Here is a 25,538-nt window from a genome sequence, read left to right on the forward strand (position 1 = left end):
CAACAACCACACGGTTCACGGCCCGCCGTCCTGTCCCGTGTGTCACACTGCCGCGGTGGTGGACCAAGCCTTTGCCGATCCCTCGCTCGCCGCGCTGTACGACAGCCTCAACCCGTGGGGCCCGGGTGACGACTTCTACCTCGGGCTGGTGCGGGAGGCCGGCTCCGTGCTGGACATCGGGTGCGGCACCGGGCGGCTGCTGCGCCGGGCCCGGGCCGAGGGGCACCCGGGGCGGCTCGTGGGCCTCGATCCGGCCGCGGCCATGCTGGTCCGGGCGCGCCGGGCCCGCCGCGACGTCGAGTGGGTGCTCGGTGATGTGCGGGTGCGGCACTGGCGGGCGGAGTTCGACCTCGTCGTGATGACCGGGCACGCCTTCCAGGAACTGGTGACGGACGAGGAGATCCGGGTCTGCCTGCGCGCCGCCGCCGCGGCCCTGCGTGACGGCGGGCGGTTCGTGTTCGAGACCCGCAACCCCGGCGCCCGCGCCTGGGAGCGGTGGACCCCGGACCGCGTCCACGAGATCACCGCACCCGACGGCACCCCGGTGCGGGTGTGGCACGAGGTGCGCGGCACCGGTCCGGAGCCGGGCCGGGTGCGCTTCACCGAGACCTACGCCGGCCCGCACTGGCCCGCGCCGCGGCCCGTGCACAGCGTGCTGCGCTTCCTGGACGCCGCGACACTGGAGGGTTTCCTCACCCAGGCCGGCCTGGCGGTGGTGGCGCAGTACGGCGACTGGGACCGGGCGCCGCTCACCTCCACGGGCCCGGAGATCATCACGGTGGCCCGGCCGCTGCTGTGAATGCGCCGCGCGACGCGCGGGCAGAACCACCTCAGTCGCTGTCGACATCGAACAGCCCGAGTACCCACGCGCCGACGGCCCGGGCAATGCCCCCGCAGACGCCGCTGACGACCGCGGGCCACCACGGACGGGGCCGGCGCGGGGTGGGAGGAGAGGTCGGGACGGTCATCGGAAAGCTCCTTCCTACGGGCGGCGCACGCCGCTCGGCAGGTCGCTTCCACAGTCGCCGTCCGCCGGGGAGTCACGTCAAATCCGTAACCGTTACTTTTTCGTGGGAACCCCCATGACCTGGGGGAATGCGGAGGGGGGACAGATGGGAGAGGACCTGGAGCCACAGGACCTGCCCGAAGTGCGGGCGCTGGCCGAAAGGCTGGACGCCCTGAAGGAGGAAGCCGGGCTGACCCAGGGGAGGATGGTCGGCCGCTTCCGCAGCAACAAGGCCACCGTGTCCCGCAGCATGCGCGGCATCCAGCACCCGTCCTGGAACGACTTCGTGCGCAAGCTGATCGAGGCGGTCGAGGACCGGCGGGGGCACCCGATGCCCGCAGCGGAACTGCGCGCGCTGCGCCTGCTGCACGAGCGGGCCCTCGTCGCCCGGGACTGCCACAGCAAGGGGATCGTCCTGCTGCGGGAGGAACTGACCGGCCTGCGCTCCCGGCTGCGTACGAGCCGCGCCGACAACAGGCGGCTGACCGCGCTGGGCACGGCCACGGTCTTCGCGGCCACGGTGGGCTTCGTCTTCACGTCCGTGGACGACCTGGCGAAGGGCGCGACCAGCGTGCGCGGCGACGCGCCCCGGGTGACCACGGAGTGCGTCGCGCTCCCCGCCGGCACCCAGCCCCCGGCCACCTGCGCGAAGACCCAGTGGCGGTGGTCCCTGCCGGCACCGGACAAGGGCGTCGGAGCCACGTTCGACCTGCGCACCGGCCACGACACCGGTGAACTCGGCGGTGTCCTGCGGCTGAAGGCGGGTTGCGGGGCCGCCGTCCGGTGGTCCGTCACGGTGCGGGTCGCGGGCGCCGGCCCGACCGGGCTGGCCGCCGGCACGCTCGACCGGGACACCCCGGTGACGCTCTACGCACCGCTGCACCGTGACGCCCGGACGATGACCTTCACCGCCCGGCGGACCGACGGCGGACACTGCGCCGCGACCGTGGTCTGGGACCGGCCCCGGCCGGCCATCACCTACTGAGAAGGAGGCGACGGCCCGCCGCCGCCCCGGCCGGGACCCGGACCGGGGCGGCGGTCTCCTAGTCGGTCCGCTGCTCCTCCAGCGCCGTCAGGGCCGGGTCCAGCACGATGTCCTCGTCCCGGGCCTCGATGGTCGGGTCCTCCGGGAAGTGGCAGGCGGTCAGATGACCCTCCCGGTTGCCCAGGAGCCGGACCAGCGGGGGCTCCTCGGCCGCGCACTTGTCCTGTGCCTTCCAGCAGCGGGTGCGGAAGCGGCAGCCGGACGGCGGGGAGATGGGGGACGGTACGTCGCCGGCGAGCCGGATGCGCTCGCGCCGGGGCGCCTCCTCCTGCGTCGGCGTCACCTCGGGGACGGCGGAGAGCAGGGCGTGGGTGTAGGGGTGGCGCGGCCGGGCGTAGATGGAGTCGCGGTCCCCCACCTCGATGATCTTGCCGAGGTACATGACGGCGACGCGCTGGGAGAAGTGCCGGACGATGGCGAGGTCGTGCGCGATGAACACGAACGCGATGCCGAGTTCCCGCTGCACCTTCTGGAGCAGGTTGACGACCTGGGCCTGGATGGAGACGTCGAGCGCGGAGACCGGTTCGTCGGCGACGATCAGCTTGGGTTCCAGGGCCAGGGCGCGGGCGACGCCGATGCGCTGGCGCTGGCCGCCGGAGAACTCGTGCGGGAACCGGTTGTAGTGCTCGGGGTTCAGGCCGACGATCTCCAGCAGTTCGCGGACCCGCTTCTCCCGGCCGCCCTCGGGATTGATGTCGTTGATCTCCATCGGCCCGGAGATGATCTTGCCGACCGTCTGCCGCGGGTTCAGCGACGAGTACGGGTCCTGGAAGATCATCTGGATTTCGGAACGGATGGGGGCGAGCTGTCTGCGCGTGGCGTGGCTGATGTCCCGGCCGCGGTAGGTGATCTTTCCGGCGGTGGGCTCCAGCAGGCGGGTGATCAGCCGGCCGGTGGTCGACTTGCCGCAGCCGGACTCGCCGACCAGGCCGAAGCTCTCGCCCGCGCGCACGGTCAGGTCCAGTCCGTCGACGGCCTGGACGGCGCCGACGGTCCGTTTGACGGGGAAGCCGCCCTTGACCGGGAAGTGCTTGACCAGCCCCGAGACTTCGAGCAGGCGCTCCGGCGCCGCGTCGGCACCGGCCTCGCGGGCGGCGGGGAGGACCGGGTCCTCTGTCATGACGGTTGTCCTCCTAGCCCAGACGGGGCCTGATCTCTTCGGTGAAGATGGTGCGCTTCTGCTCGGCGCTCAGATGGCAGGCCGAGGAGCGGCCCGCTGCCAGCACGGGACGCTCGGTGACGCAGCGGTCGCCCGCGACCCGGTCCCGGAACGTGCACCGGGGGTGGAAGCGGCAGCCGGACGGCGGGGTGAGCAGGCTCGGCGGTGTCCCGGGGATCGGCACCAGCGGGGCGGCGAGGTCGGCGTCCAGCCGGGGCATGGAGTTCAGCAGGCCCCAGGTGTACGGGTGCCGGGGCGAGCGGAGCACCTCGTCGACCGTGCCGCGCTCCACCGCCCGGCCCGCGTACATGACCATGATGTCGTCGGCCATGTCGGCGATGACCCCGAGGTCGTGGGTGATGAAGACGATCGCGGTGCCGAACTCCCGCTGGAGGTCCTTGAGCAGGTCCAGGATCTGGGCCTGCACGGTCACGTCCAGCGCGGTGGTCGGCTCGTCGGCGATCAGCAGGTCCGGGTCGCACACCAGCGCCATGGCGATCATCGCGCGCTGGCGCATACCGCCGGAGAACTGGTGCGGATAGTCCCGGGCGCGCTCCTCGGGGTGCGGGATGCCGACCTTGCCGAGCATCTCCACGGCGCGCTGCCAGGCGGCCTTCTTCGAGGCGCCGGTGTGCTTCCTGTACGGCTCGGCGATCTGCCGGCCGATGGTGTAGAAGGGCGACAGCGCGGTGAGCGGGTCCTGGAAGATCATCGCCACCCTGTTGCCGCGGAGCTTCTCCAGCTCCTTCTCGGTGGCGGTGATCAGCTCCTTGCCGTCGAGGACGATCTCCCCGTCGACCGTCGTGAACCGCGGATCGTGCAGCCCGAGGACGGTCAGGTTGGTGACCGACTTGCCCGAGCCCGACTCGCCCACGATGCCGAGGGTCCGGCCCCGGCCGACGTCGAAGGAGAGGCCGTCGACGGCCCTGACCGGGCCGTCCTCGGTGGAGAACGTCACCTGGAGATCGCGCACCGAGAGGAATCCGCCCGGCCCGGTCGGGGCCGGCGCGCCCCCGGCCTTGGTCACTGTGGTCACGATGGCTGGTCTTCCTAGGAGAGCCGGATGCGCGGGTCGATCCACGCGTAGGTGATGTCGGTGAGGATGTTGATGATCAGGATGAAGAAGGCGCCGAACAGCATCACGCCCACCGTCAGCGGCAGGTCCTTGTTGACCGCGCCGTCCACGGCGAGCCGGCCTATGCCCTGCAGGGAGAAGGTCAGTTCGGTGACGACGGCACCGCCCAGCATGGAGCTGACGTCGATGCCGAGGATGGTGACGATGGGGATGAGCGAGCCGCGCCAGGCGTAGCGCAGGAAGACGTACCTGCGGGACATGCCCTTGGCGCGGGCGGTGCGCACATGGTCCTCGGCGAGCTGCTCGATCATCGACGAGCGCGCCATACGGGTGTACTGCGCGGTGAAGATCGTGGCCAACACGCACACCGGGATCGACATCCCGACGAACCAGCCGACCGGGTCCCGGGTGAAGGGCACGTACTTGGGGTCCTCCATCCAGCCGGTGCTGTAGACGAGGACGGTCAGCACGACCGGGCCGAGGAAGTAGATCTGGAAGGAGCTGAGCACCATGGACGCGCCGGTGGCGACCTTGTCCACCAGCGTGCCGCGCCGGTAGGCGGCGATCATGCCGGCGCCGATCCCGACCAGGAGGAAGACGACGGCACCGCCGGCGGTCAGGGTGAGGGTCAGCGGGAACCGGTCCATGATGGTGCTCCAGACCATGTCCCCGGAGTAGAACGACACGCCCAGGCAGGGCGCCGAGCAGTGACCGGCCGGGAAGTCGCGTCCCGTGACGATGCCGGACATGAAGTCCCAGAACTGCCGGGCCAGGGGCAGGTCGAGCCCCAGGGCCTCCCGGATGTCCGCCAGCCGCTGGGGCGAGCAGTCCTTGCCGCAGGCCAGGGAGGCGTAGTCGGAGGGTGCGGCCACGAAGAGGAAGAACGTCGCCGCCCCGATGAGCAGGAGCGTGACGAAGGCGCCGACCGTGCGCCGGAGGATGAACTGAACCATGGCGGGCTGGCTGCTCTCTGCGGAGACGGTGGGAGACGGTGGACGGGCCGGGACGGCCGGGGACGCGGGACGCCGGCTTCACCGCGCGCCCCGTCCCCGGCCGTCGGTCACGACTTCAGGTACAGCCGGGTGATGTCGATGAGGCTGGACACCGTGCCGTAGCGGGCGCCGCCCACGTTCGAGCCGGAGAGCTGGAACTGCTTCGTGTACCACAGCGGGGCCGCCGGGATGATGTTCTCCAGCAGGTAGTGGTGGGCTTCCTTCCAGGTCTTGGCGGCCTCGGCCGGCTCCTGGGTCAGCGCCTTCTTGATCAGGGCGTCGACCTTCGGGTCCTTGACGTGCGAGTAGTTCGCGGAGCCGTCGAAGACCTGCGAGCCGTCGTAGATCGGGGTGACGACCGTGCCCGGGGACGGCCAGTCCTGGCCCCAGCCGGAGATGTACATGTCGTAGGGATTGTCGAGCTTGCCGATCTGCTCGTAGTAGCTGGCCGCGTCGATCTCCTTGGCGACGACATCGAAGCCGACCTTGCTCAGCGCGTCCTCGATGGCGACCTTGCGCCGCTGGCCCTGCTCGCTGTTGGCGTAGGCGAAGACGAGCTTCTTCGCGGCGGCCGGGACGTCCTTGAGGATCTCCTTGGCCTTGGCGAGGTTGCCCTGCGGCGTCTTCAGACGGCCGTAGGGGTCGTAGGCCGGTTCATAGCCGGGCAGCGTCGGCGCGAAGAGGTTCGGCGCGACGTCACCGCCGTAGGCTCCGCCCTCGCCGGCGATGAGGGACTTGGAGTTGACCGCGTAGGCGGCGGCCTCGCGCACCTTCTTGTCCTTGACCCGGTCGAGGTTGAAGGTCAGCGACATGACGTACGGCTGGTAGCCCTTGACCGTGCGCTTGCTGGCGTCCGGGTTCTTGATGACGTCCTGGATCTGCGTGGCGTCGACACCGCCGGTGAGCTGGATGGCGTTCTTGTTGTCGCCCTCGTCGGCGATCAGCCGCTTGGTCTGGGTGGACTCGGTGACGCCGAACTGGAAGGTGAAGCCGTCGGCGTACTGGTGGCGCACGGAGTCGGTCTTCGGGTCCCAGCCGGTGTTCCGCACCAGCTTCAGGGTCTTGCCGGCCTTGTTCTCGGCGATCTTGTACGGTCCGGTGGCGACCGGCTTCTTCTCGTACCGCTCCTTGGTGTCGCCCTTCGCGGGGACGACGGCGTAGCCGGCCATGGCGAGCGTCTGCGGCAGGTCCGGACGCGGCTGGTCGAAGTGGAAGACCACCGTCTTTGCGTCCGGGGTGTCCAGCACCGAGGCCGGCAGGTGTGTGCCGTCGTAGCCGCCGCCGGGCAGGGCCTTGCGGTAGTCGGTGCCGCTGAGCCAGGTCTGCAGATAGGTCGGGCCGTCGAAGATGAACTTCGCGTACTGGCGCTCGACGGTGTGCCGGACGTCGGACGAGGTGAGGGCGTTGCCGTTCTCGTCCTTGATGCCGTCCTTCAGCGTGAACGTCCAGGTCCTGCCGCCGTCGGAGGGCTTGCCGGAGTCGGTGGCGAGGTCGCCGACGACCGAGACGTCGCCCTTGTCGTCCTCCTGGAACTGGGTCAGGCGGCGGAAGAGCAGGTTGGCGACCTGACCGGAGTCGGAGACGTAGATCTGGCCGGGGTCCAGATGGGACAGGCCCGATTCCTGGTAGACGGTGATCGTGCCGCCCGGCTTGGCGCCGGGCAGGTCCTTGGCGGGGCCGGTCGATCCGGCGGCGTCGACGTACGTCACCGCCTTGGACTGGACCGCCGCCTCCTTCTGGTCCTTGCCGGAGTCCTTGCCGGACTTGCCGCCCTCGTTCTTCGAGCAGGCCGTGAGAGCGAGCGAGCCGGCCGCGAGGGCGATCACGACGGCACGCGCTGCGCGGGCACGCTGAGACATCATGTGGGCTGTCCACCTACCTGTCGGGTCTGTTATCCGTGAGATCTGCCGGGCGCCGGCCGCGCGGGCCGGCGGGGGCGGCAGCCACCCCCCACCCAACGGACGTGCTAGCGCCCGGACTTGGGGTCGAACGCGTCCCGTACGGAGTCCCCGAGGAGGTTGAAGCACAGGACGAAGATCACCAGTGCCACCCCGGGGAAGAACATGAACGCCGGGTCCTGTTCGGCGTACCGGGCACCGGCGGCGAAGAGGCGTCCCCAGTCGGGTGTCGGCTCCACGAAGCCGACGCCCGCGAAGGACAGGAAGGCGATGCTGAGGATGGTGCTGGGCAGCTGGTACGTGAACTGCACCAGGATCGGGGTGACGACGTTGGGCAGGATCTCCTTGCGCACGATCCGCCACGGCGAGGCCCCCGAGACCCGGGCCGCCTCCACGAACTCCCTCTCCCGCAGGGACAATACGGTGGAGCGCACCAGCCGGGCCATGCCCATCCAGCCCAGCAGCCACAGCACGATCAGCATCGCCACGGCGCGGAAGTAGGTCGGCGTCTCCTCGCGCGGGTCCACGAAGAACGACGTCACGACGGGCATGAACGCGATGAAGAACAGCTGCTGCGGAAAGGAGAGGAAGAAGTCGGTGCCGCGGCCGATCCAGTAGTCCGTGCGACCGCCGAAGTACCCGCCGATCAGGCCGACCACGATCCCGGTGAGCATGAGGAGGACGGTGATGCCGAGCGCCATGTACAGGGAGGTGCGCATGCCGTACAGCAGCATGGCGAACAGATCACGGCCGTACTGCGGCTCGACGCCGAACCAGTGCGCGCCCGAGACCCCTCCCAAGTAGCCGAGCGGCAGCCCGAATTCGTCCAGCACGGGATGGTCGGCGTAGGTGGGGTCCTGGCCGTACAGGGTGTACGGATCGGTGCCCGGCAGCTTCACCAGCAGCGGCGCGAGCAGCGAGACGACGAAGTAGCCGATCACCACCACGGCGCAGACGACGCCCGTGCGGTCGCGCCTGAAGCGCAGCCACATCAGCCGGCCGGGGGACCGGCCCGCGAGTTCGACGGCGCCGGTCCGTGGCTCCGGGCCTAACGGGCCGGAGACGGCGGCCGACGCCCCGCCGCCCTCTGTATCGATAGGACTTGTCACGGTTCGTCCGTTTCACAGGTATAAGTGTGAGAGATACCCGGGTACTCCTAGGACGCGCGTGACCGCGGTCGGACGCGCGTGACGACTGGGGTTCCCTCCTCATGACTGCACGTGTTCACCAACGGAAGAGGGTTTCCGTCTTTCCCCCGACACCCCTGACGGAGGATCAGACACCCCCTGGTGCTCGTGAGTCGGGCGCCGTCCCCACGGCGCGAGACCCATTGACCCGAGCGCTACGCGGCTAACTATCTGCCATGGCTCGACTACCGACCACTGCCCGTAGATCTCAATTCAGTCACAGCTCGCGCGTAGACCTTCCAAAATCTGGACAAAGTGTTCGCCGGAAGAAGGCGCGAAACGGACTTGTTACATGGGTATCGGGCACCGGTCACCGCATGCCGGACGGCGGGCCCCAGAAAACGGGTTGCAAAAAGCCCGGGCACCCCCACCATGGGGGGCACCCGGGCTCGACTGCCGGCGGATCAGCCGTGCTTGGCGCGGCTCGCGGCGCGGGCCCGCTCACGCTGGTCGAGCACGACCTTGCGGATGCGAACGGCCTCCGGGGTCACCTCGACGCACTCGTCGTCGCGGCAGAACTCCAGCGACTGCTCCAGCGACAGCTTGCGCGGCGGCACGATCGACTCGGTCACATCGGCCGTCGAGGACCGCATGTTGGTGAGCTTCTTCTCCTTGGTGATGTTGACGTCCATGTCGTCGGAGCGGGAGTTCTCACCGACGATCATGCCCTCGTACACCTCGGTGCCCGGCTCCACGAAGAGCACGCCGCGCTCCTGGAGGTTCGTCATCGCGAACGCGGTGACGGCGCCGGAGCGGTCGGCGACCAGGGAGCCGTTGTTACGGGTCTGGAGCGTGCCGAACCAGGGCTCGTGGCCCTCGTGGATGGAGTGGGCGATACCGGTGCCGCGGGTCTGGGTCAGGAACTCGGTGCGGAAGCCGATCAGACCGCGGGACGGCACGACGAACTCCATGCGGACCCAGCCGGAGCCGTGGTTGGACATGTTGTCCATCCGGCCCTTGCGGACGCCCATGAGCTGCGTGACCGCGCCCATGTGCTCCTCGGGCACGTCGATCGTCATGCGCTCGACCGGCTCGTAGACCTTGCCGTCGACCTCCTTGGTGACGACCTGCGGCTTGCCGACGGTCAGTTCGTAACCCTCCCGGCGCATGGTCTCGACCAGGATGGCGAGCGCCAGCTCACCACGGCCCTGGACCTCCCAGGCGTCCGGCCGCTCGGTGTCGAGCACCCGGAGGCTGACGTTACCGATCAGCTCGCGGTCCAGGCGGTCCTTGACCTGGCGGGCGGTGACCTTGCGGTCCTTGACGGCCGCCTTGTTGTCGGCGCCCTTGCCGGTGGCGCCGCGGCCGACCAGCGGCGAGGTGTTCGTGCCGATCACCATGGAGATGGCCGGCTCGTCCACCGTGATCAGCGGCAGCGCGACCGGGTTCTCCGGGTCGGCCAGGGTCTCGCCGATCATGATGTCCGGGATACCGGCGACCGCGCAGATGTCACCCGGGCCGGCCTTCTCGGCGGGCTTGCGGGTGAGCGCCTCGGTCATCATCAGCTCGGAGATCCGCACGTTCTGCACGGAGCCGTCGCGCTTGATCCAGGCCACGGTCTGGCCCTTGCGCAGCTCGCCCTGCTCGACCCGGAGCAGCGCGATACGGCCGAGGAAGTTGTCGGCGTCGAGGTTGGTGACGTGGGCCTGGAGCGGCGCGGCCTCGTCGTAGGTCGGGGCCGGGATGTGCTCCAGGATCGTGGAGAAGAACGGCTCCAGGCTGGTGGAGTCCGCCGGGACCGTGCCGTTGTCCGGCTTGGTCAGCGAGGCGATCCCGTCGCGGCCGCAGGCGTAGACGATCGGGAACTCGATCTGCTCCTCGTCCGCGTCCAGGTCGAGGAAGAGGTCGTAGGCCTCGTTGACGACCTCGTCGATCCGGGCGTCGGGACGGTCCGTCTTGTTGATGCACAGGATGACGGGCAGCCGGGCCTGGAGCGCCTTGCGGAGCACGAAGCGGGTCTGCGGCAGCGGGCCCTCGGAGGCGTCGACGAGGAGGACGACACCGTCCACCATCGAAAGACCACGCTCGACCTCGCCGCCGAAGTCGGCGTGGCCGGGCGTGTCGATGATGTTGATGGTGATCGGCTCGCCACCGTCCTTCGGGTGGTACTTGACCGCCGTGTTCTTGGCGAGGATCGTGATGCCCTTCTCACGCTCCAGGTCGTTGGAGTCCATCACCCGGTCGTCGACCTGGTCGAGCTGATGGGCGGCGAAGGCACCGGCCTGCTTCAGCATGCCGTCGACGATGGTGGTCTTGCCGTGGTCGACGTGGGCGACGATGGCGACGTTGCGGATGTCGTGGCGCGTGGCCATATTGTGGCGTACTCCCGGAGTGTGCGGACTGCCCTGCGCGTACGTCCGTGCCGCGCGGGCCCTGCCGGGCTGGACACGCCACGGCCTCACCCCATGGTACGTGGCCGCCGCCGCAACGGCTCGCCCGGGCCTTCCTACCCCTTGCTCGGGCCGGTCGAGACCCTCGCTCCCTTCTTCAGGAAACCCATGTCCTCGTACACCGGCGTCTGGAATCCGAAGGCCCCCGCGTTGACCACGTTCTCGCGCGCCCCCACCAGCTGCGGGCGCTGGTAGAGCGGGATGGAGCCCGCCGCCGCCCAGATCCGGGAGTCGGCCTTCCGGATCAGGTCCCGCGCCTCGTCCTCGTCCAGCGTGGTCGCGGCCTGCTCGAAAAGCTGGTCGACCTGGTCGGTGCCGACCCGGGTGTAGTTCTGCTCGACGTTCACCGAGCCGTCCGCCGCCGGCAGCGGCTTGGCGTAGATGGGCCGGGCGTCGGTCGCCGGGAAGGCGGAGGACGGCCAGGAGTACAGCGCGAGGTCGTAGTCGCCGGCGGCGATGTGGTCCTTGAAGTAGCTCTCGTCCGAGACCTTGACGATGGTCGGGCGGATGCCGACCTGCTCCAGCATCGCGGAGATCCGCTCGGCGACCGAGTTCAGGGTGTCCGAGCCGGGCCCGGAGGGCAGGACGAAGCGCAGCGCGAGGGGCTTGCCGTCCTTGGCGAGCGGCCCGGCCGGCGCGGCGGCCGGGGCGGCCGTGCCCTTGGGCGCGTAGGCGCCGGACGCGCCGCCGTGCCGGCTCTCCCGGGCGAGCTGCGGGTCGGTGCGCTCGTGCTGGTCGCCGGCGCTCTCGTGGTGCCCGGCCTTGCCGTCGCCGTGCCCCTTGTCGTCCTCGCCGACGACGTACTCGCCGTCCTCGCCGCCCTCCGACACCTCCGCGCCGTGGTGCTCGGAGCCCGCCGCCTTCCCGCCCTTGTGCTGCTCCTTCAGCGGGCCGCCGCGCACCCAGCCGGCGTCGGCCAGCAGCGCCTGGGCCTCCTTGGCGTCCTGGGCGCCGAGCGCGCCGCTGTTGTCGGCGTAGGCGGCCTGCCCGGACAGGGCGAGGTGGCTGCCGACGGGCACGGCGGGCAGCCCCAGCGGGGTCAGGACCAGCCGGGCCAGCTCCACGCGGTCCAGGGCGCGGGCGACGGCCCGGCGGACCCGCTCGTCGGCGAGGGGGCCGCCGGCGCCGTTGAGGGCGAGCTGGGTGTAGACGGGCTCCAGCGACTTGCGGACCTCCACGTCCCGCAGTGCCTGCTGCTGCTCCAGGTACCGGCCGATGGTCTTGCCCAGCTGTCCCCGGCCGGCGTCCTCGCCGGCGTCGAGGCCGTGGGCGAGCGCCCAGTCGCGCAGCTTCTTCACGGAGGTCCGGCCGCCGCCCTGGAGCGGGGTGCCGGTGCCCCGGGTGCGGTGGGCGAGCCCGATCCGCTGGGCGTCGGCGGAGTCGATCTCGGCCAGGTCCACGCTGCCGTCGGCGAGCGCGGCGGCCCGCTTGTCGCGGGGTACGGCGTGCAGCACGATCCGGTTCAGCTTGGCCGGCCTGCCCCACCAGCGGGGGTTGCGGGTGAGCACCACGTCCTTGCCCGCGGTGTCGACCTTCTCCACCTTGAAGGGGCCGGCGGTGACCTTCAGCTTGCGGCGGGCGCCGTCGTTGAAGGCGTCCGGGGTGCCCATGACGTCCTTCGGGTACAGCGGGGAGAACAGCGACTTCCAGTCGGCGTAGGGGCGGGAGAAGGTGACCCGGACCTGGAGGTCGCTGTCGCCGCGCTCGATCTTGGCGATGCGCTCGTAGCCGGCGTTGCGGGCGGTCCAGTAGGCGCTGTTGCGGCCGGACAGGGCGCGCCACTGGGCGACGAAGTCGGCGGCGCCGATCTCCCGGCCGTCGCTCCACACGGCCTGCTGGTTCAGCTTGTACAGCACCACCTGGCGCGGCTCGGTCTCGATGACCTCGGCCGATTCCAGGTAGGCGGAGTGGGCCACCGGGCGGCCGGTCGCGTCGAGCCGGAACATCGAGGGCAGCACGGCCTGGGCGACCCGGCCGGTGCCGGCGTCGGCGTCGGCCTGGAAGGTGTTCAGCGTCTCCGGCAGGGCGTCCACGGCCCACTTCAGGGTGGAGCCGTCGGCGACCAGGTCCCGGGCGGCCGGGGCGATGTCCTGGCCGGCGAGGGGGGCGGGGGGTTTCTCGTCCTCGCCGCAGCCGGCGAGCAGCGGCACGGCGAGGGCGCCGGCGGTGAGGAAGGTGACCGGGCGCAGGAGGCCGCGCCGGCGGGGCCGGGCCGCGGCGCGGTGCGGCCGGGAGCGCGTCGTGGCCGGTCGCGCGCCTTCGGGGCGCTGCCCCGCTGCGACCGCGTGGAAGGCGTCGCCGTCGTAGGACATCTCTGCTACCTCCGGGGAGCCACGGGCCTTATGCTCGCATTTGGCGGTATATGGAGCTGATCAGATCTATGCCGCCACTGAAGAGGAAAGGATCCGTCAACGGCGGGCGACACGGCGGTGACAGCCGGTAAGCCCACCCGTGCGGCGCAACCCCGCCCGGACGATGCACCCGTACGCCCCGGCCAATCGCCGCACATCCCTTCACACAGGCGGGCTGAGGCGCAACACTCCAAGGCGCATGAACGTTGCCGCCCATGGCCCACCGGACCCGTGGAAGCGAGGGCAAGTCATGTCCGTGCACGACGACATCAACGCCGTCCAGCGCTCTGTGGACGACCTCGACCGCTCACTGGGCCGTCTGGAGCACCGGCTCGGCCGCGGCGGACTGGAGATACGGCGGGTCCGGCTGGACGCCGAGCACCTGCGCGAGAGCCTGGCCCTGCTGCGGGAGACCGCCGCCGCCCCGGCCGCGCCCGGCCGGCCCGACCTCGTCACCATCTCCGACACGCCCTACGACATCAGCCTGTGGACGGACTCGGACGACGAGGGCCTGGGCGCCCGGGACCGCCGCGCCCCCTGAAACCCGCTACCGACCGGAGTCCCGACTTGGCCACTGGTACGGAATCCCCTCAGCAGCGCGGCGGCGTGCGCACCCGTACGCGTGCCGCGATCGCCGCCCCGCATCTGCGGACCGACCGCTGGTGGCTGGCGCCCGCCTGCACCGCGGCCGGTCTGCTCGCCTTCGTCGTCTACTCGACCTGGCGGGCCTTCGCCGGCGCCCACTACTACGCGGCGCCGTACGTCTCGCCGTTCTACTCGCCGTGCCTGGCGGAGAACTGCCGGACCATGCGCGCCGGGCCCAACGCCGACCTGTTCGGCGGCTGGTGGGGCATCTCGCCCGCGATCATCATCCTGGTCTTCCCGCTCGGCTTCCGCCTGACCTGCTACTACTACCGCAAGGCGTACTACCGCGCCTTCTGGGCGTCGCCGCCGGCCTGCGCGGTGGCCGAGCCGCACCGCTCGTACACCGGCGAGAGCCGCTTCCCGCTGATCCTGCAGAACGTCCACCGGTACTTCTTCTACGCCGCGCTGCTGGTGGCCGGGGTGCTGACCTACGACACCGTGCTGGCCTTCCGGGACGAGCACTACCGGTGGGGGCACATGGGCCTGGGCAGCCTGGTGTTCCTCGCCAACATCGTGCTGATCTGGGCGTACACCCTCTCCTGCCACTCCTGCCGGCACATCGTCGGCGGCAAGCTCAAACACTTCTCCAGGCACCCGGCGCGCTACCGGGCCTGGCAGTTCGTCGGCCGGCTCAACGCCCGCCACATGCAGCTGGCCTGGGCCTCGCTGCTGAGCGTGGCGTTCGCCGACTTCTACGTGTATCTCGTCGCGTCCGGCGTCTTCGACGATCCGAGGTTCTTCTGATGGCAGCGGTGGAACGGCAGCAGTGGGACGTCGTGGTCGTCGGCGCCGGCGGTGCCGGGCTGCGGGCCGCGATCGAGGCGCGCGAGCGGGGCGCCCGTACGGCCGTGATCTGCAAGTCGCTGTTCGGCAAGGCGCACACGGTGATGGCCGAGGGCGGCATCGCGGCGGCGATGGCCAACGCCAACGAGAACGACGGCTGGCAGGTCCACTTCCGCGACACCATGCGCGGCGGCAAGTTCCTGAACCAGTGGCGGATGGCCGAGCTGCACGCGCGGGAGGCCCCGGACCGGGTGTGGGAGCTGGAGACCTGGGGCGCGCTGTTCGACCGGACCGCGGACGGCCGGATCTCCCAGCGGAACTTCGGCGGCCACGAGTACCCGCGCCTGGCGCACGTCGGCGACCGCACCGGGCTGGAGCTGATCCGCACCCTCCAGCAGAAGATCGTCGCGCTCCAGCAGGAGGACCACCGGCAGAGCGGCGACTACGAGGCCCGGCTGAAGGTCTTCCAGGAGTGCACGGTCACCCGGGTGCTCAAGGACGGCGAGCGGGTCTCGGGGGTCTTCGGCTACGAGCGCGAGACGGGCCGCTTCCTCGTGCTGGAGGCCCCGGCCGTGGTCCTCGCGACCGGCGGCATCGGCAAGTCCTTCAAGGTCACGTCGAACTCCTGGGAGTACACCGGTGACGGTCACGCGCTGGCGCTGCTGGCGGGCGCTCCCCTGGTCAACATGGAGTTCGTGCAGTTCCACCCGACCGGCATGGTCTGGCCGCCGTCGGTGAAGGGCATCCTGGTCACCGAGTCGGTGCGCGGCGACGGCGGGGTACTGCGCGACTCCGACGGCAAGCGGTTCATGTTCGACTACGTCCCGGACGTCTTCAAGGAGAAGTACGCCGAGTCGGAGGAGGAGGCCGACCGGTGGTACGAGGACCCGGACCACCACCGCCGCCCGCCCGAACTGCTCCCCCGCGACGAGGTGGCCCGCGCGATCAACGCCGAGGTCAAGGCGGGCCGGGGCTCCCCGCACGGCGGGGTCTTCCTCGACGTGTCCACCCGGATGCCCGCCGAGGTGGTCCGGCGCCGGCTGCCGTCGATGTACCACCAGTTCAAGGAGCTGGCCGACGTCGACATCACGGCCGAGCCGATGGAGGTCGGGCCGACCTGCCACTACGTGATGGGCGGGGTCGCGGTCGACTCCGACACGGCGGCGGCGCGCGGGGTGCCGGGACTGTACGCGGCCGGTGAGGTGGCCGGCGGCATGCACGGCTCCAACCGGCTCGGCGGCAACTCGCTGTCCGACCTGCTGGTGTTCGGCCGCCGCGCGGGCCTGCACGCGGCCGCGTACGCGCGCGGGACGGCGGATGGCCGGCCGCCGGTGGACGAGGCCCAGGTGGCCGCCGCGGCGGCGGAGGCGCTGCGCCCGTTCTCCGCCGGAACGGCCGGCTCCGCCGGGACCGGAGGCTCCGCCGGGGCCGAGGGCGCGGCGGGGCCGCCGGAGAACCCCTACACCCTGCACCAGGAACTCCAGCAGACCATGAACGACCTGGTCGGCATCATCCGCCGGGAGGGCGAGATGGAGCAGGCCCTGCACAAGCTGGCCGAGCTGCGGGTACGGGCGCGGCGGGCCGGGGTGGAGGGCCACCGGCAGTTCAACCCCGGCTGGCACCTCGCGCTGGACCTGAGGAACATGCTGCTGGTCAGCGAGTGCGTGGCCCGGGCCGCGCTGGAGCGCACCGAGTCGCGCGGCGGACACACCCGCGAGGACCACCCGGCGATGGACCGCGCCTGGCGCAACGTGAACCTGCTGTGCGCCCTCGCCGACCCCGCCGGCGGCCCCGCGGCGGCCGATCCCGCCCGGGACCGGATCCGGCTCACCCGGGAGAGAACCGACCCCATCCGCCCGGACCTGCTCGCCCTCTTCGAGAAGGAGGAGCTGGTCAAGTACCTCGCCGAAGAGGAGCTGTACGAGTGAGCAGCTACGAGGCCCGCTTCCGGGTGTGGCGGGGCGACGCCGAGGGCGGCGGCCTGGAGGACTTCACCGTCGAGGTGAACGACGGCGAGGTGGTGCTCGACATCGTGCACCGCCTCCAGGCCACCCAGGCACCCGATCTGGCCGTGCGCTGGAACTGCAAGGCGGGCAAGTGCGGTTCGTGCTCGGCGGAGATCAACGGCCGTCCGCGGCTGTTGTGCATGACCCGCATGTCGGTCTTCGACCGCGCCGAGACGATCACGGTCACGCCGCTGCGCGCCTTCCCGGTGATCCGCGACCTGGTGACGGACGTCGGCTTCAACTACGACAAGGCGCGCGAGGTCCCGGCCTTCGTGCCGCCGGCCGGGCTGGGACCGGGCGAGTACCGCATGTTCCAGCAGGACGTGGACCGCTCGCAGGAGTTCCGCAAGTGCATCGAGTGCTTCCTCTGCCAGGACACCTGCCATGTGGTGCGCGACCACGAGGAGAACAAGCGGGCGTTCGCCGGCCCCCGCTTCCTGATGCGCGTCGCCGAACTGGACATGCACCCGCTGGACGCGGCGGCCGGGGCCGGCCTGGACCGCTCGCGCGCCGCGCAGGACGAACACGGCCTCGGCTACTGCAACATCACCAAGTGCTGCACGGAGGTCTGCCCGGAAGGCATCAAGATCACCGACAACGCGCTGATCCCGCTGAAGGAGCGGGCCGTCGACCGCAAGTACGACCCGCTGGTGTGGCTCGGGTCGAAGATCAGGAGGCGGCCGGGGGCGTAGTCCAGTCGTCCCGGTACGCCCGCCAGTCCGCCTCGGTGGCCGCGAAGTCGACGTAGAGGGCGACGCCGAAGCGGGCGCGGTGGGCGTCGGTGCGGCTCAGGCCGAGCCGGACCCCGCGCACGGCGGCCGGGACGGTCTCGGCGTGCGCCCAGTGGCCGAACCGGTTCTCGTGGTAGAAGGGCAGGCCCATCAGCAGGTCGGTGCCCTTCGGGGTGACCTCCAGGGCGAGGCTGGTCTGCTGGGCGACATAGCCGCCGTACAGGCTCTGCGACGGCTGCATGGTGTCGTACGACATCACGGCGATCTGGTCCACCCGGCGGGCCACCTGCCCGAAGTAGGCCTGCGACCACCACTTGGGGTGGCCGGTGGTCGTGCCCCAGAAGGAGTGGAAGGCGGGCAGCGGGTCGATCTGGTGGGCGGCGACGGACAGCACCGCGCCGCGGGAGCGGGTCAGCTCGCGCAGGTCGTCGAGGAGGGCGAGGTAGTTCTCGTCGCCGGAGTGCAGCGGTTCCAGGTCGAAGTGCGCGCCCTGGAAGCCGGCGGCGAGGACGGCCCGGGTGGAGGCGAGGATCGCGGTCCGGGTGGCCGCGCGCTCCAGGCGCAGCCCGTCGGGGCTCTCGGTGGCCAGTACGTCGCCGAGCCAGGCCTGCACCCGGACGCCGGGGAGTTCGCGGTGCACGGCCGCGGTGAACCAGCGGGCCTTCGGGTGGACCGACGCGGGCAGGGTGCCGTCGTGCTCCAAGGGGCCGGAGTGGACGTACAGGTCACGGATGCCGGTGCCGCGCAGCCGCCGGGCGAGGGCCCTGACGTCCCGGTCGGTCTTCCGCCCGTCCACCCAGGCGTGGCCCAGCCAGAGCGCGTCCCGGTGCCGGGTGCGGGTGCCGGCGGCCGGATCACCGGTGTAGTTGATCCGCAGCGCGGTCTCGGCGGTGAGCAGCGGGAGCAGGAGCAGGGCGAGGAGGACGGCGCAGAGACGGAGGACGCGGCGCCTGCGGGAACGGGCGGGAGCAGGGACGGCCGGTCCGGTGTCCGGCTCCGGGGCCGGCTCCGGCGCGTCCGTGAGAATTTTCTTCGCGTGGGCCTCCTCCGGCGGGCTCTCGTCCGCGTGGTCGTCGTCGCCGCGGGCCCCGTCGCTCCGATTCTCGCCCGTTCCGCCCCCTCGTGCCGCCGGTCCGCCGCCCGTCTCCGCCCCGCTCGCGGCGCCGTCCGACCGCCCATACGCTCCCAAAGGTGACGTCCTTCCCGGCTCGGGGCCGCCTCCGGCGTGCCACGGCGCACATACGGATACGGCTGGCCCCTGCCCTGCCGGGCGTCCTGACGGGAGCCGTATGGCTGGTGTTGCCGCTGATGACGGTCGAGGCGCGCGATCCGGTTCCCGCCGCGCGCGGCCGAGCGGCGATGCGGCGGGAGGACACGCCGGCCGCCGCTCTCGTGCTGCCGCTCGTCGCCGGGGTCGCGGCCGTGGCGTCGGCCGGGTACGGCCGGCTGCGGCGCGTGCGGCGGCTGCGCACCCGGACCACCCCGGGGACCGTTCCGGCGCGTCCGGCCGGCGGCGGCCGGGAAGGACCGGCCTCCGCCAGGCAGCGGTGCGGCGAGCAGCGCGCCGGGCGGCCCGGCGGGCCCCGATGAGCCGTCCGTCCGGCGCCACCGGGCCCGCGGGGCCGCCAAGGCCTTCAGAACAGGCTCAGCAACGCCTCCGCCGGGTCGGTGAGGGCGCCGTCGCCGCCGGGCAGGGGGAGTTCGAACCACACCGTCTTGCCGCGTGGCGTCCGCCGGGACCCCCAGGCCGCGCTGAGCAGCCCGACCAGTTGCAGGCCCCGGCCGCCCTCGTCGGTGTCGCGGGCGCGCCGCCTGCGGGGCTGGACCAGGCCGGAGTCCCAGACCTCGCAGACCAGCGTGCGGTCCAGCAGCAGCCGGAGCCGGATCTCCCCCTCGCCGTACCGCAGGGCGTTCGTCACCAGCTCGCTGACCAGCAGCTCCGTCGTGTCGACCAGTTGCTCCAGGCCCCAGGACAGCAGCCGGCCGCGGGCGTACTCGCGCGCCCGGCCCACGCTGCGCGGTTCGCGGGGCAGGGTCCAGTCCCCGACGGAGTCCGCGGGCAGCCCCTGCACCCGGGCCATCAGCAGGGCGATGTCGTCCTCGCCGTGGTGGGTGTCGAGGGTGTTGAGGACGTGGTCGCAGACGTCCTCCAGCGGCCGGCAGGGATCGGTGAGCGCTCCGACGAAAGCCTTGAGGCCCTCGTCCAGCGGGTGGTCGCGGGACTCGACCAGGCCGTCCGTGTAGAGGGCGAGCAGGGCGCCCTCCGGCAGTTCGACCTCGACCTCCTCGAACGGCTCGCCGCCCACGCCGAGCGGCATGCCCGGCGGCACGTCCAGCATCAGCGCCGGCTCGCCGGGTTCGACCAGGACCGGCGGCAGATGGCCCGCGTTGGCGAACGTACAGCGCCGGGTGACGGAGTCGTAGACGGCGTAGACGCAGGTCGCGAGGTACACCTCGGACAGGTCGGCGTCCCGGGGCTGGCGGGCCGTGCGGGTCGCCTGCTGGATGCCGCCCGGTGTGCCGAGGCCGCGCGCGATCTCGTCCAGCGCGGACAGCACCTCCGCCGGTTCCAGGTCGAGCAGCGCCAGCGTCCGCACGGCCGTGCGGAGTTCGCCCATCGCCACGGCCGCGCGCAGGCCCCGGCCCATCACGTCGCCGACGACCAGCGCCGTGCGGTGGCCGGGCAGTTCGATGACGTCGAACCAGTCGCCGCCCACCTCGGTCGCCGCGTTGCCCGGCAGATAGCGGCAGGCGATGTCCAGTCCGGACGCCTCGGGGTCGCCGGGCGGGAGCAGGGACCGTTGCAGTATCAGCGCCCGTTCGTGTTCGCGCCGGTACAGGCGCGCGTTGTCGATGCAGACGGCGGCGCGCGCGGCCAGTTCGACGGCGAGGTCCCGGTCCCGGTCGCCGAACGGCTCGCTGCCCTTGGTCCGGGCGAACTGGGCGAGTCCGACGACCGTGTCGTGGGCGACCATCGGCACGGCCAGCGTGGACTGCACGAGGCCGCCCTCCTCGGCGGGCACGCGCTGCGGGCGGGCGGTGCGCAGGGCCTCCGCGCAGGGCGAGTGGAACGGGAAGTGGTGGACGGCGCCGACCTCGACGGGCTGCCCGGAGCTGCTGAAGGGGGCACCGGAGACCGCGCTGGCGAAGGCGACGCGGCGCAGTTCGGCGCTGCCGTCGGCGTGGCCGGGCGGGGTCTCGTCGCCGGCCAGCAGGCCTTGGTAGAGGTCGACGGTGGCCAGGTCGCAGAAGCCGGGCACGACCACGTCGAGGAGTTCGCGGGCGGTGGTCTCCAGGTCGAGGGAGTTGCCTATGCGGGCGCCGGCCTCGTTGAGCAGGGCCAGGTTGCGCCGGGCGGCGGCGGCCTCGCGGGCGGCGGCCCGGCGGGCGGTGATGTCCGTGCCGAGCCAGGCGACGCCGATGGGCCGGCCGCTGCCGCTGTGCACGCGGTAGAGGTTGATGGACCAGTGCCGGCGTTCCTCGGAGCCCGGGACGTACCCGGTGACGTGCATGTCGGTGATGGACTCGCCGGACTCCAGCACCCGCCGCATGGTGGCCGAGACCCGCTCGGCCTCGGGCCGCGGCAGATAGTCGTGCACGCTCTTGCCCCGGTGGTCGTCGGGGCTGCCGCCGAAGACGGAGGCGAAGCGCTCGTTGGCGCGGCGGACCCGCAGGTCGGTGTCGATCAGCAGGAAGCCGAAGGGCGACTGGCCGAAAATGGCCTGCGAGGCGGCGAGGTCGGTCTCGATGCTGCGCAGGGTGCGCACGTCCACGACGATGCAGACGGCGGCCTTCTCGCCCTCGGCGGTGCGCGTCGGCATCACGTACACCTCGGCCAGGCCCTCCTCGCCGCGGGTGCCGTCCGGCCGGTCCGGCATCCGGAACGGCACTACTCCGGTCCACTCGCGCCCGTCGAGGATTTCGGCCATCTTCCGCTGGCCGCGCTCGCGCAGGTCGGGATCGACGAAGGCCTCTATGGGATCCATGCCGACGGCGCGGTCGGCGGGGATGCCGAACAGCTGCTCGGCGCGCAGACTCCACTGGTCGACGAGGCCGCCGGCGCCGATGGCGAAGGAGGCGACCCGGATGTAGTCGTAGATCGAGCCGGGCGGACTGCTCTGCCACATGGCGTCGCCGGGTGCCGCCTCTGCCTCAGCGGCCTGACTCCTCGCGCCGTCCGACGGGTCCTCGGACTCCGTGGCCTTCGCTGGTATCTCGCTCACGCGAACCGTCCCCTCCAGCTCACCGCGTCCGGCACCGGTCACCGGGGGCGGCTGCCCGCAGTATCCAGCACTACGGCGCCACAGGACACGGTGTTCACGATCACAGGTCGGTCCAGATGTTTTTCGGACCGGTCCGTGACAACACTTCCACTCTTCTAACCAGGGAACACACCGCCGAACCACACGCCGCCGAAGCATGTGCGCCCCCGGCGCGCACGCCATACGGCACGTCGACGCCCGTACACCCCCGTGCCCCGTGGTGCCCCCGTCTCACCCGGGAACGGCCAGCTCGAACCAGACCGTCTTCCCGTTCGCCCCGGGCCGGGTGCCCCAGCGGCGCGAGGAGCCGGCGACCAGTTGCAGGCCGCGCCCGCTCTCGTCCTCGGGATGGGCGACGCGTTCGCGCGGGGGGTCGGGGAGCGGGTCGGAGACCTCCACCCGCAGCGTGTCGCCGTTTCCGGCGGGGCGCAGCAGCCGTACGCCGATGGGGCCGGTGGCATGCCGCAGCGAGTTGGTGACCAGCTCGCTGACCAGGAGCGCGGCGAGATCGGCGACACAGTCCAGGTCCCAGCCGTGCAACTGGCCCCGGACCACCGCGCGGGCGGAGCGCACGGCGCCCGGCTCCGCGGGAAAGGTCCACTCGGCGCAGCCGCCATCGGTGTCGATCACGCCGATCACTTCCCAGGCCAGCGGAGCCCACCCATGTCTGGTTTCGTGGGATTAATGGGCACATACCCGATATCCGGCGGGCAGTACCGCACGGGGCGGCGCACTGTGGCACGAACGGCGTACGGGATGCTCCGCGGGCGTCGCGCCCGCCCGGAAGCCGGGCCGGCGCGCGGACGCGGGTCCGGTCAGGACCGGTCGCGCCCGGTGTCCCAGCGGGCGGACACCTCCCGCACCGCCGGGACGTCCTGGTCGAGCCAGTCGACCTCCCAGAGGCGGTCCGGGGTGAGCCAGCGCAGTTCGTCGTGGTCCTGGAGGGGCCGGGGGGCGGGCGAGCCGGGGCGCAGGCGGACGGTCCACACCTTCAGGACGTACGGCGTGCGCAGCGGCCACTGTCCCGGTACGCGTTCCACCGGCTCGGTGTCGACGCCCAGTTCCTCGCGCAGTTCGCGCACCAGGGCGTCTTCGGGCCGCTCGCCGGGCTCGACCTTGCCGCCGGGCAGCTCCCAGCGCCCGGCCAGGTCGGCGGGGGCGCTGCGGCGCGCGGCGAGCAGCCGGCCGCCGTCGAGCAGGGCGGCTCCCACCACCACGATCGGCTCCACCCGGTCAGTCGTGCGCGTCATGGAGGGGAGCCTACGGGAGCGCGCGCCCGGTCAGTTCTGCGCGCCGTCCCCGTTCTGGCCGATGCGCTCGACCCAGTAGAGCCGCTCGCGCGCCTGGCCGCCGAGGCTGTCGACGGTCTTCTGCGCCTCCGCGCGGGTCGCGTACCGGCCGACGCGGTAGCGATTGCCGTTGTCGTCCTGCCGTATCACGATCCAGGGCAGGGAGACCGTGCCCTCACTCATCGCCCCCACCGCCCGTGCCCCTTCTCGCACCGTCCCACCCGCTTCCCGCGGACAAGGAAACCGCAATCCGCATATGCCCGAGCGTACGCCCTACCTTCACGCTGCGCATACGACTTTTCACAAAGAGGTACGCATCCAGCCAGAACGCCGGGGGCGCACGGGACGGAACGCGCCCTCGGGACCTTCGCCTGCCCGGGTCGCGGGCGCGCCGGGACCACCGGGGCCCACCTGGGAGGACGGCCGGATCGGCGCGGGCCCGGGAAAGGCGGCGGGAGGCGGGGGGCGCCGTGGGAGGAGCGGGCAGCGCGCGGGGGTGTGCGCTAGCTCACGTGGAGCGGAGCGGGACGATCCGTCCGGTCCGCCGCACGGCCGGGCCCGCGCGGGTCACCTGACGGGCAGGTGGTAGGCGACCTGGTAGCGGTCGGCCGGGATGACGACGTCGGCGGTCTCGACCGGGCGGCCCGAGGCGAAGTAGGTGCGCTGGACCACCAGCACCACATGGCCGGGGACCCCGCCGAGCAGGTGCAGTTCCTCGGCGAGGCCGGGGCGGGCGCCGACCTCCTCGGTGACGTTGTCCACGATGACGTCGATGGCCCGCATCCGCTCGACCACGCCCATCCCGCCGAGCGGGCCCTCCTCGGGCAGCATCACGGGGGTGCGGCCGGTGACCGCGAGGGGCTCCCAGGAGGTGGAGAGCATCATCGGCTCGCCGGCCTCCCGGAAGACGTACCGGGTGCACATGACCCGGTCGCCGGCCTGGATCCCGAGCCGATCGGCGACGGCCGCGCCGGCCTCGGCCTGTTCGCTGCTGGACTCCCAGGTGCCGCGCACCGAGGCGTCGGCCTGCTCTTGGCGGAACGGGGTGGCGCCGCCGGCCGGGCGGTATCCGGAGCGGGCCACCCGCCGGGGCACGGGCCGCTCGCGCACATAGGTGCCCGAGCCGGAGCGGCCCTCGACCAGCCCCTCGGCCATCAGCACCTTGCGGGCCTCCAGCGCGACCGTGTCCGAGACGCCGTACTCCTCGCGGATGCGGGCCTGCGAGGGGAGCCGGGTGTGGGGCGGCAGCGAGCCGTCGACGATCTTCTGGCGGAGATCACCCGCGACGCGCAGGTACGCCGGCTGCTCACCGAAAGCCACTGGCCACTCCCCTCAGGTTGTACAGACAGCAACAGCCTGGCAACCGTGGGTTGAGCGGTGCAAGCAAAGGCCAGAGAATCACTCGATGTGATGACCTTGCGGCGGGAAGGGCTTTACGCAGGCACTTTCCCTCCCGTATAGGTGCCCCCGGCCCGCACCGGCTCACACCTGCATGCCGGTGCCGCCTCCCTCGCCGTCCGGCACCGCGGGCGGCGTGGTGGCCAGCCCCAGGACCGACCGCACCGGGATCGCGCGGATCGGATCGATCAGGTCCAGGCCGTTCTCGTAGTGCACGGAGAAGGCGTCCGCGTCCCGGGCCGCGGCCGCCTGCGCCCACTCCGCGCGCGCCTTGTCCAGGCCGGCGGCCAGCGCGGTGACCGGTCCGGCGGTGCCGGCCGGCCAGTCGTGCGCGCGCAGCATCCGGGCCTGCTCGCCGAGCGCGGCCGACACCCGGCCCGCCCACGCCCTGTGGCCCGGCAGGTCGTCCTCCGTGTACTTCCCGTCCGGGGCGCTCTCCAGCGCCGCGTTGAGCACGTGGGCGGCCTTCAGATAGGCGACCTGGTCGGCGTCCAGGTCGGTCTCGTCGTTGCGCAGCGAGCCGGTCAGGTCGCCGCCCTCGTCGGTGTGGCCGAACACGCAGGTCACCTCGCGGTCCCCGGCGGCCCAGCCGTCCTCGGTCGGCGTCAGGAAGTACACGTCGACGTACCCCGGCACGGCCCAGCCGTCCATCGCGTAGCCGTCCCGCAGGGCCCGGCAGCGCTCGTCGGCGGCGTCGGTGACCGCGTCGTCCTCCGGGTACGGGCCGCCCGGCAGCCGGAAGGACGCGAAGGCCTCGCCGTCGTGCGCGCCGGTGCAGGACACCGTGTCCACGTCGTAGGTCACACCGGACAGCGCACCACCCGGCGCGTTGAAGCACTGACCCTCCGTCAGCGAGACGGTGGCGCCGTCGCGTGCGCCCTCTTTGACTCCGTGCCACAGGTCCGAGGCACCGCCCGTGGCGAACAGCAGCGTCCAGAGCAGCAGTCCCACCCCGGACAGCACCGCGCCGCCCACGGCCAGCCCGGTGCCGCGCTCGCCGCGTCGGCGGATCTGCCGCAGCCCCACCAGGCCGAGCACCAACCCCGCCCCGGGCAGGCAGCACAGCACACCGAGCACCAGGGAGGCGATGGCGAGGCCGTTGACCGGCGCCGGGGTGTTGTAGGGGCGGTAGCCCTGCGTCCACGGCTGGTACACCGGCAACCCGGCGCCGCCCGGAGGGCGGGGATACGGCGGCGGGCCGTACGGCGGCCGGGGAGCCGGAACGGGCCCTTCTGGCTGATGGGGGCCGGAAGGCGGGGGTATGGACACCGGTACCGTGCTCCTGGGTCGGGCGGCGGCAGCACAGGACCGGCGGCCGGCC

The 25,538-nt window shown here is 72.0% G+C and carries 22 protein-coding genes; 7 read left to right on the plus strand and 15 right to left on the minus strand.

What is annotated here, in order from left to right; translation table 11 throughout:
* Positions 1 to 55: 55 nt before the first annotated feature.
* Entirely contained in the window at positions 56 to 799 is a 744-nt protein-coding gene (locus tag SCK26_RS13650; RefSeq protein WP_318201579.1) for a class I SAM-dependent methyltransferase, read from the plus strand.
* 31 nt (positions 800 to 830) lie between these two features.
* On the opposite strand, the gene SCK26_RS13655 is transcribed toward SCK26_RS13650, so the two are convergent.
* Entirely contained in the window at positions 831 to 968 is a 138-nt protein-coding gene (locus tag SCK26_RS13655) for a hypothetical protein (protein WP_318201580.1), read from the minus strand.
* Between the two features lie 144 nt (positions 969 to 1,112).
* Here SCK26_RS13655 and SCK26_RS13660 point away from each other — a divergent pair, with 144 nt between their 5' ends.
* Positions 1,113 to 1,991: a helix-turn-helix domain-containing protein gene (locus SCK26_RS13660; RefSeq protein WP_318201581.1), complete on the plus strand. Its 879-nt coding sequence runs from the start codon at positions 1,113 to 1,115 to the stop codon at positions 1,989 to 1,991.
* A gap of 58 nt (positions 1,992 to 2,049) precedes the next feature.
* Here SCK26_RS13660 and SCK26_RS13665 read toward each other — a convergent pair whose 3' ends face one another.
* The 7 genes from SCK26_RS13665 to SCK26_RS13695 all read right to left on the minus strand — a co-directional run bounded on the left by SCK26_RS13665 (position 2,050) and on the right by SCK26_RS13695 (position 13,064).
* Complete coding sequence (locus SCK26_RS13665; protein ID WP_318201582.1) at positions 2,050 to 3,171, minus strand: dipeptide ABC transporter ATP-binding protein; 1,122 nt, start codon at positions 3,169 to 3,171, stop codon at positions 2,050 to 2,052.
* A 13-nt stretch (positions 3,172 to 3,184) separates the two neighbouring features.
* On the minus strand, positions 3,185 to 4,246 hold the full coding sequence (locus SCK26_RS13670; protein ID WP_318201583.1) for an ABC transporter ATP-binding protein: 1,062 nt from the start codon (positions 4,244 to 4,246) through the stop codon (positions 3,185 to 3,187).
* Between the two features lie 14 nt (positions 4,247 to 4,260).
* Positions 4,261 to 5,238 (minus strand): ABC transporter permease, encoded by a 978-nt coding sequence (locus SCK26_RS13675; protein WP_318201584.1) that lies wholly within the window; start codon positions 5,236 to 5,238, stop codon positions 4,261 to 4,263.
* A gap of 107 nt (positions 5,239 to 5,345) precedes the next feature.
* Positions 5,346 to 7,139 (minus strand): ABC transporter substrate-binding protein, encoded by a 1,794-nt coding sequence (locus SCK26_RS13680; RefSeq protein ID WP_318201585.1) that lies wholly within the window; start codon positions 7,137 to 7,139, stop codon positions 5,346 to 5,348.
* 104 nt (positions 7,140 to 7,243) lie between these two features.
* Positions 7,244 to 8,284, minus strand: a complete 1,041-nt coding sequence (locus SCK26_RS13685) for an ABC transporter permease (RefSeq protein ID WP_318201586.1) — start codon at positions 8,282 to 8,284, stop codon at positions 7,244 to 7,246.
* Between the two features lie 482 nt (positions 8,285 to 8,766).
* A complete protein-coding gene (gene typA, locus SCK26_RS13690; RefSeq protein WP_318201587.1) occupies positions 8,767 to 10,674 on the minus strand; it encodes a translational GTPase TypA in 1,908 nt (635 codons plus the stop codon).
* A 134-nt stretch (positions 10,675 to 10,808) separates the two neighbouring features.
* The gene (locus SCK26_RS13695) at positions 10,809 to 13,064 is read right to left on the minus strand and encodes an ABC transporter family substrate-binding protein (protein WP_318201588.1); all 2,256 of its coding nucleotides are present in this window, start codon (positions 13,062 to 13,064) and stop codon (positions 10,809 to 10,811) included.
* A gap of 289 nt (positions 13,065 to 13,353) precedes the next feature.
* Between SCK26_RS13695 and SCK26_RS13700 the strand changes: the two genes are divergently transcribed.
* The 4 genes from SCK26_RS13700 to SCK26_RS13715 are packed head-to-tail and all read left to right on the plus strand — an operon-like array spanning position 13,354 to position 17,229.
* Positions 13,354 to 13,644, plus strand: a complete 291-nt coding sequence (locus tag SCK26_RS13700) for a hypothetical protein (RefSeq protein ID WP_318201589.1) — start codon at positions 13,354 to 13,356, stop codon at positions 13,642 to 13,644.
* A gap of 26 nt (positions 13,645 to 13,670) precedes the next feature.
* Complete coding sequence (locus SCK26_RS13705; RefSeq protein WP_318201590.1) at positions 13,671 to 14,492, plus strand: hypothetical protein; 822 nt, start codon at positions 13,671 to 13,673, stop codon at positions 14,490 to 14,492.
* Positions 14,492 to 16,459 (plus strand): fumarate reductase/succinate dehydrogenase flavoprotein subunit, encoded by a 1,968-nt coding sequence (locus tag SCK26_RS13710; protein ID WP_318201591.1) that lies wholly within the window; start codon positions 14,492 to 14,494, stop codon positions 16,457 to 16,459. The genes SCK26_RS13705 and SCK26_RS13710 overlap by 1 nt, the downstream gene beginning before the upstream one ends.
* Entirely contained in the window at positions 16,456 to 17,229 is a 774-nt protein-coding gene (locus tag SCK26_RS13715) for a succinate dehydrogenase/fumarate reductase iron-sulfur subunit (RefSeq protein WP_318201592.1), read from the plus strand. The genes SCK26_RS13710 and SCK26_RS13715 overlap by 4 nt, the downstream gene beginning before the upstream one ends.
* Here SCK26_RS13715 and SCK26_RS13720 read toward each other — a convergent pair.
* On the minus strand, positions 17,207 to 18,457 hold the full coding sequence (locus SCK26_RS13720; protein WP_318201593.1) for a hypothetical protein: 1,251 nt from the start codon (positions 18,455 to 18,457) through the stop codon (positions 17,207 to 17,209). The two genes, SCK26_RS13715 and SCK26_RS13720, sit on opposite strands and share 23 nt — an antisense overlap.
* 2 nt (positions 18,458 to 18,459) lie before the next feature.
* Between SCK26_RS13720 and SCK26_RS13725 the strand changes: the two genes are divergently transcribed.
* On the plus strand, positions 18,460 to 18,858 hold the full coding sequence (locus SCK26_RS13725; protein ID WP_318201594.1) for a hypothetical protein: 399 nt from the start codon (positions 18,460 to 18,462) through the stop codon (positions 18,856 to 18,858).
* 44 nt (positions 18,859 to 18,902) lie between these two features.
* On the opposite strand, the gene SCK26_RS13730 is transcribed toward SCK26_RS13725, so the two are convergent.
* From SCK26_RS13730 to SCK26_RS13755, 6 genes are all read right to left on the minus strand, one after another.
* Positions 18,903 to 21,491: a SpoIIE family protein phosphatase gene (locus tag SCK26_RS13730; protein WP_318201595.1), complete on the minus strand. Its 2,589-nt coding sequence runs from the start codon at positions 21,489 to 21,491 to the stop codon at positions 18,903 to 18,905.
* Positions 21,492 to 21,761: 270 nt separating this feature from the next.
* Positions 21,762 to 22,169: an ATP-binding protein gene (locus SCK26_RS13735; protein ID WP_318201596.1), complete on the minus strand. Its 408-nt coding sequence runs from the start codon at positions 22,167 to 22,169 to the stop codon at positions 21,762 to 21,764.
* Positions 22,170 to 22,345: 176 nt separating this feature from the next.
* Entirely contained in the window at positions 22,346 to 22,780 is a 435-nt protein-coding gene (locus tag SCK26_RS13740; RefSeq protein WP_318201597.1) for a (deoxy)nucleoside triphosphate pyrophosphohydrolase, read from the minus strand.
* Positions 22,781 to 22,810: 30 nt separating this feature from the next.
* The gene (locus SCK26_RS13745; protein ID WP_318201598.1) at positions 22,811 to 23,002 is read right to left on the minus strand and encodes an SPOR domain-containing protein; all 192 of its coding nucleotides are present in this window, start codon (positions 23,000 to 23,002) and stop codon (positions 22,811 to 22,813) included.
* A 384-nt stretch (positions 23,003 to 23,386) separates the two neighbouring features.
* The gene (locus SCK26_RS13750) at positions 23,387 to 24,139 is read right to left on the minus strand and encodes a GntR family transcriptional regulator (RefSeq protein ID WP_318201599.1); all 753 of its coding nucleotides are present in this window, start codon (positions 24,137 to 24,139) and stop codon (positions 23,387 to 23,389) included.
* Between the two features lie 162 nt (positions 24,140 to 24,301).
* A complete protein-coding gene (locus SCK26_RS13755) occupies positions 24,302 to 25,378 on the minus strand; it encodes a DUF4190 domain-containing protein (protein WP_318201600.1) in 1,077 nt (358 codons plus the stop codon).
* Positions 25,379 to 25,538 lie beyond the last annotated feature (160 nt).

The sequence above is a fragment of the Streptomyces sp. SCL15-4 genome, assembly GCF_033366695.1.
Lineage (GTDB): Bacteria > Actinomycetota > Actinomycetes > Streptomycetales > Streptomycetaceae > Streptomyces.

What these genes read in the sequence shown, in the direction of transcription:
- SCK26_RS13655 (WP_318201580.1), bottom strand. Translation starts at nt 968, where the DNA reads ATGACCGTCCCGACCTCTCCTCCCACCCCGCGCCGGCCCCGTCCGTGG.
- SCK26_RS13660 (WP_318201581.1), top strand. Translation starts at nt 1,113, where the DNA reads ATGGGAGAGGACCTGGAGCCACAGGACCTGCCCGAAGTGCGGGCGCTG.
- SCK26_RS13665 (WP_318201582.1), bottom strand. Translation starts at nt 3,171, where the DNA reads ATGACAGAGGACCCGGTCCTCCCCGCCGCCCGCGAGGCCGGTGCCGAC.
- SCK26_RS13675 (WP_318201584.1), bottom strand. Translation starts at nt 5,238, where the DNA reads ATGGTTCAGTTCATCCTCCGGCGCACGGTCGGCGCCTTCGTCACGCTC.
- SCK26_RS13680 (WP_318201585.1), bottom strand. Translation starts at nt 7,139, where the DNA reads ATGATGTCTCAGCGTGCCCGCGCAGCGCGTGCCGTCGTGATCGCCCTC.
- typA (WP_318201587.1), bottom strand. Translation starts at nt 10,674, where the DNA reads ATGGCCACGCGCCACGACATCCGCAACGTCGCCATCGTCGCCCACGTC.
- SCK26_RS13695 (WP_318201588.1), bottom strand. Translation starts at nt 13,064, where the DNA reads ATGTCCTACGACGGCGACGCCTTCCACGCGGTCGCAGCGGGGCAGCGC.
- SCK26_RS13700 (WP_318201589.1), top strand. Translation starts at nt 13,354, where the DNA reads ATGTCCGTGCACGACGACATCAACGCCGTCCAGCGCTCTGTGGACGAC.
- SCK26_RS13710 (WP_318201591.1), top strand. Translation starts at nt 14,492, where the DNA reads ATGGCAGCGGTGGAACGGCAGCAGTGGGACGTCGTGGTCGTCGGCGCC.
- SCK26_RS13740 (WP_318201597.1), bottom strand. Translation starts at nt 22,780, where the DNA reads ATGACGCGCACGACTGACCGGGTGGAGCCGATCGTGGTGGTGGGAGCC.
- SCK26_RS13745 (WP_318201598.1), bottom strand. Translation starts at nt 23,002, where the DNA reads ATGAGTGAGGGCACGGTCTCCCTGCCCTGGATCGTGATACGGCAGGAC.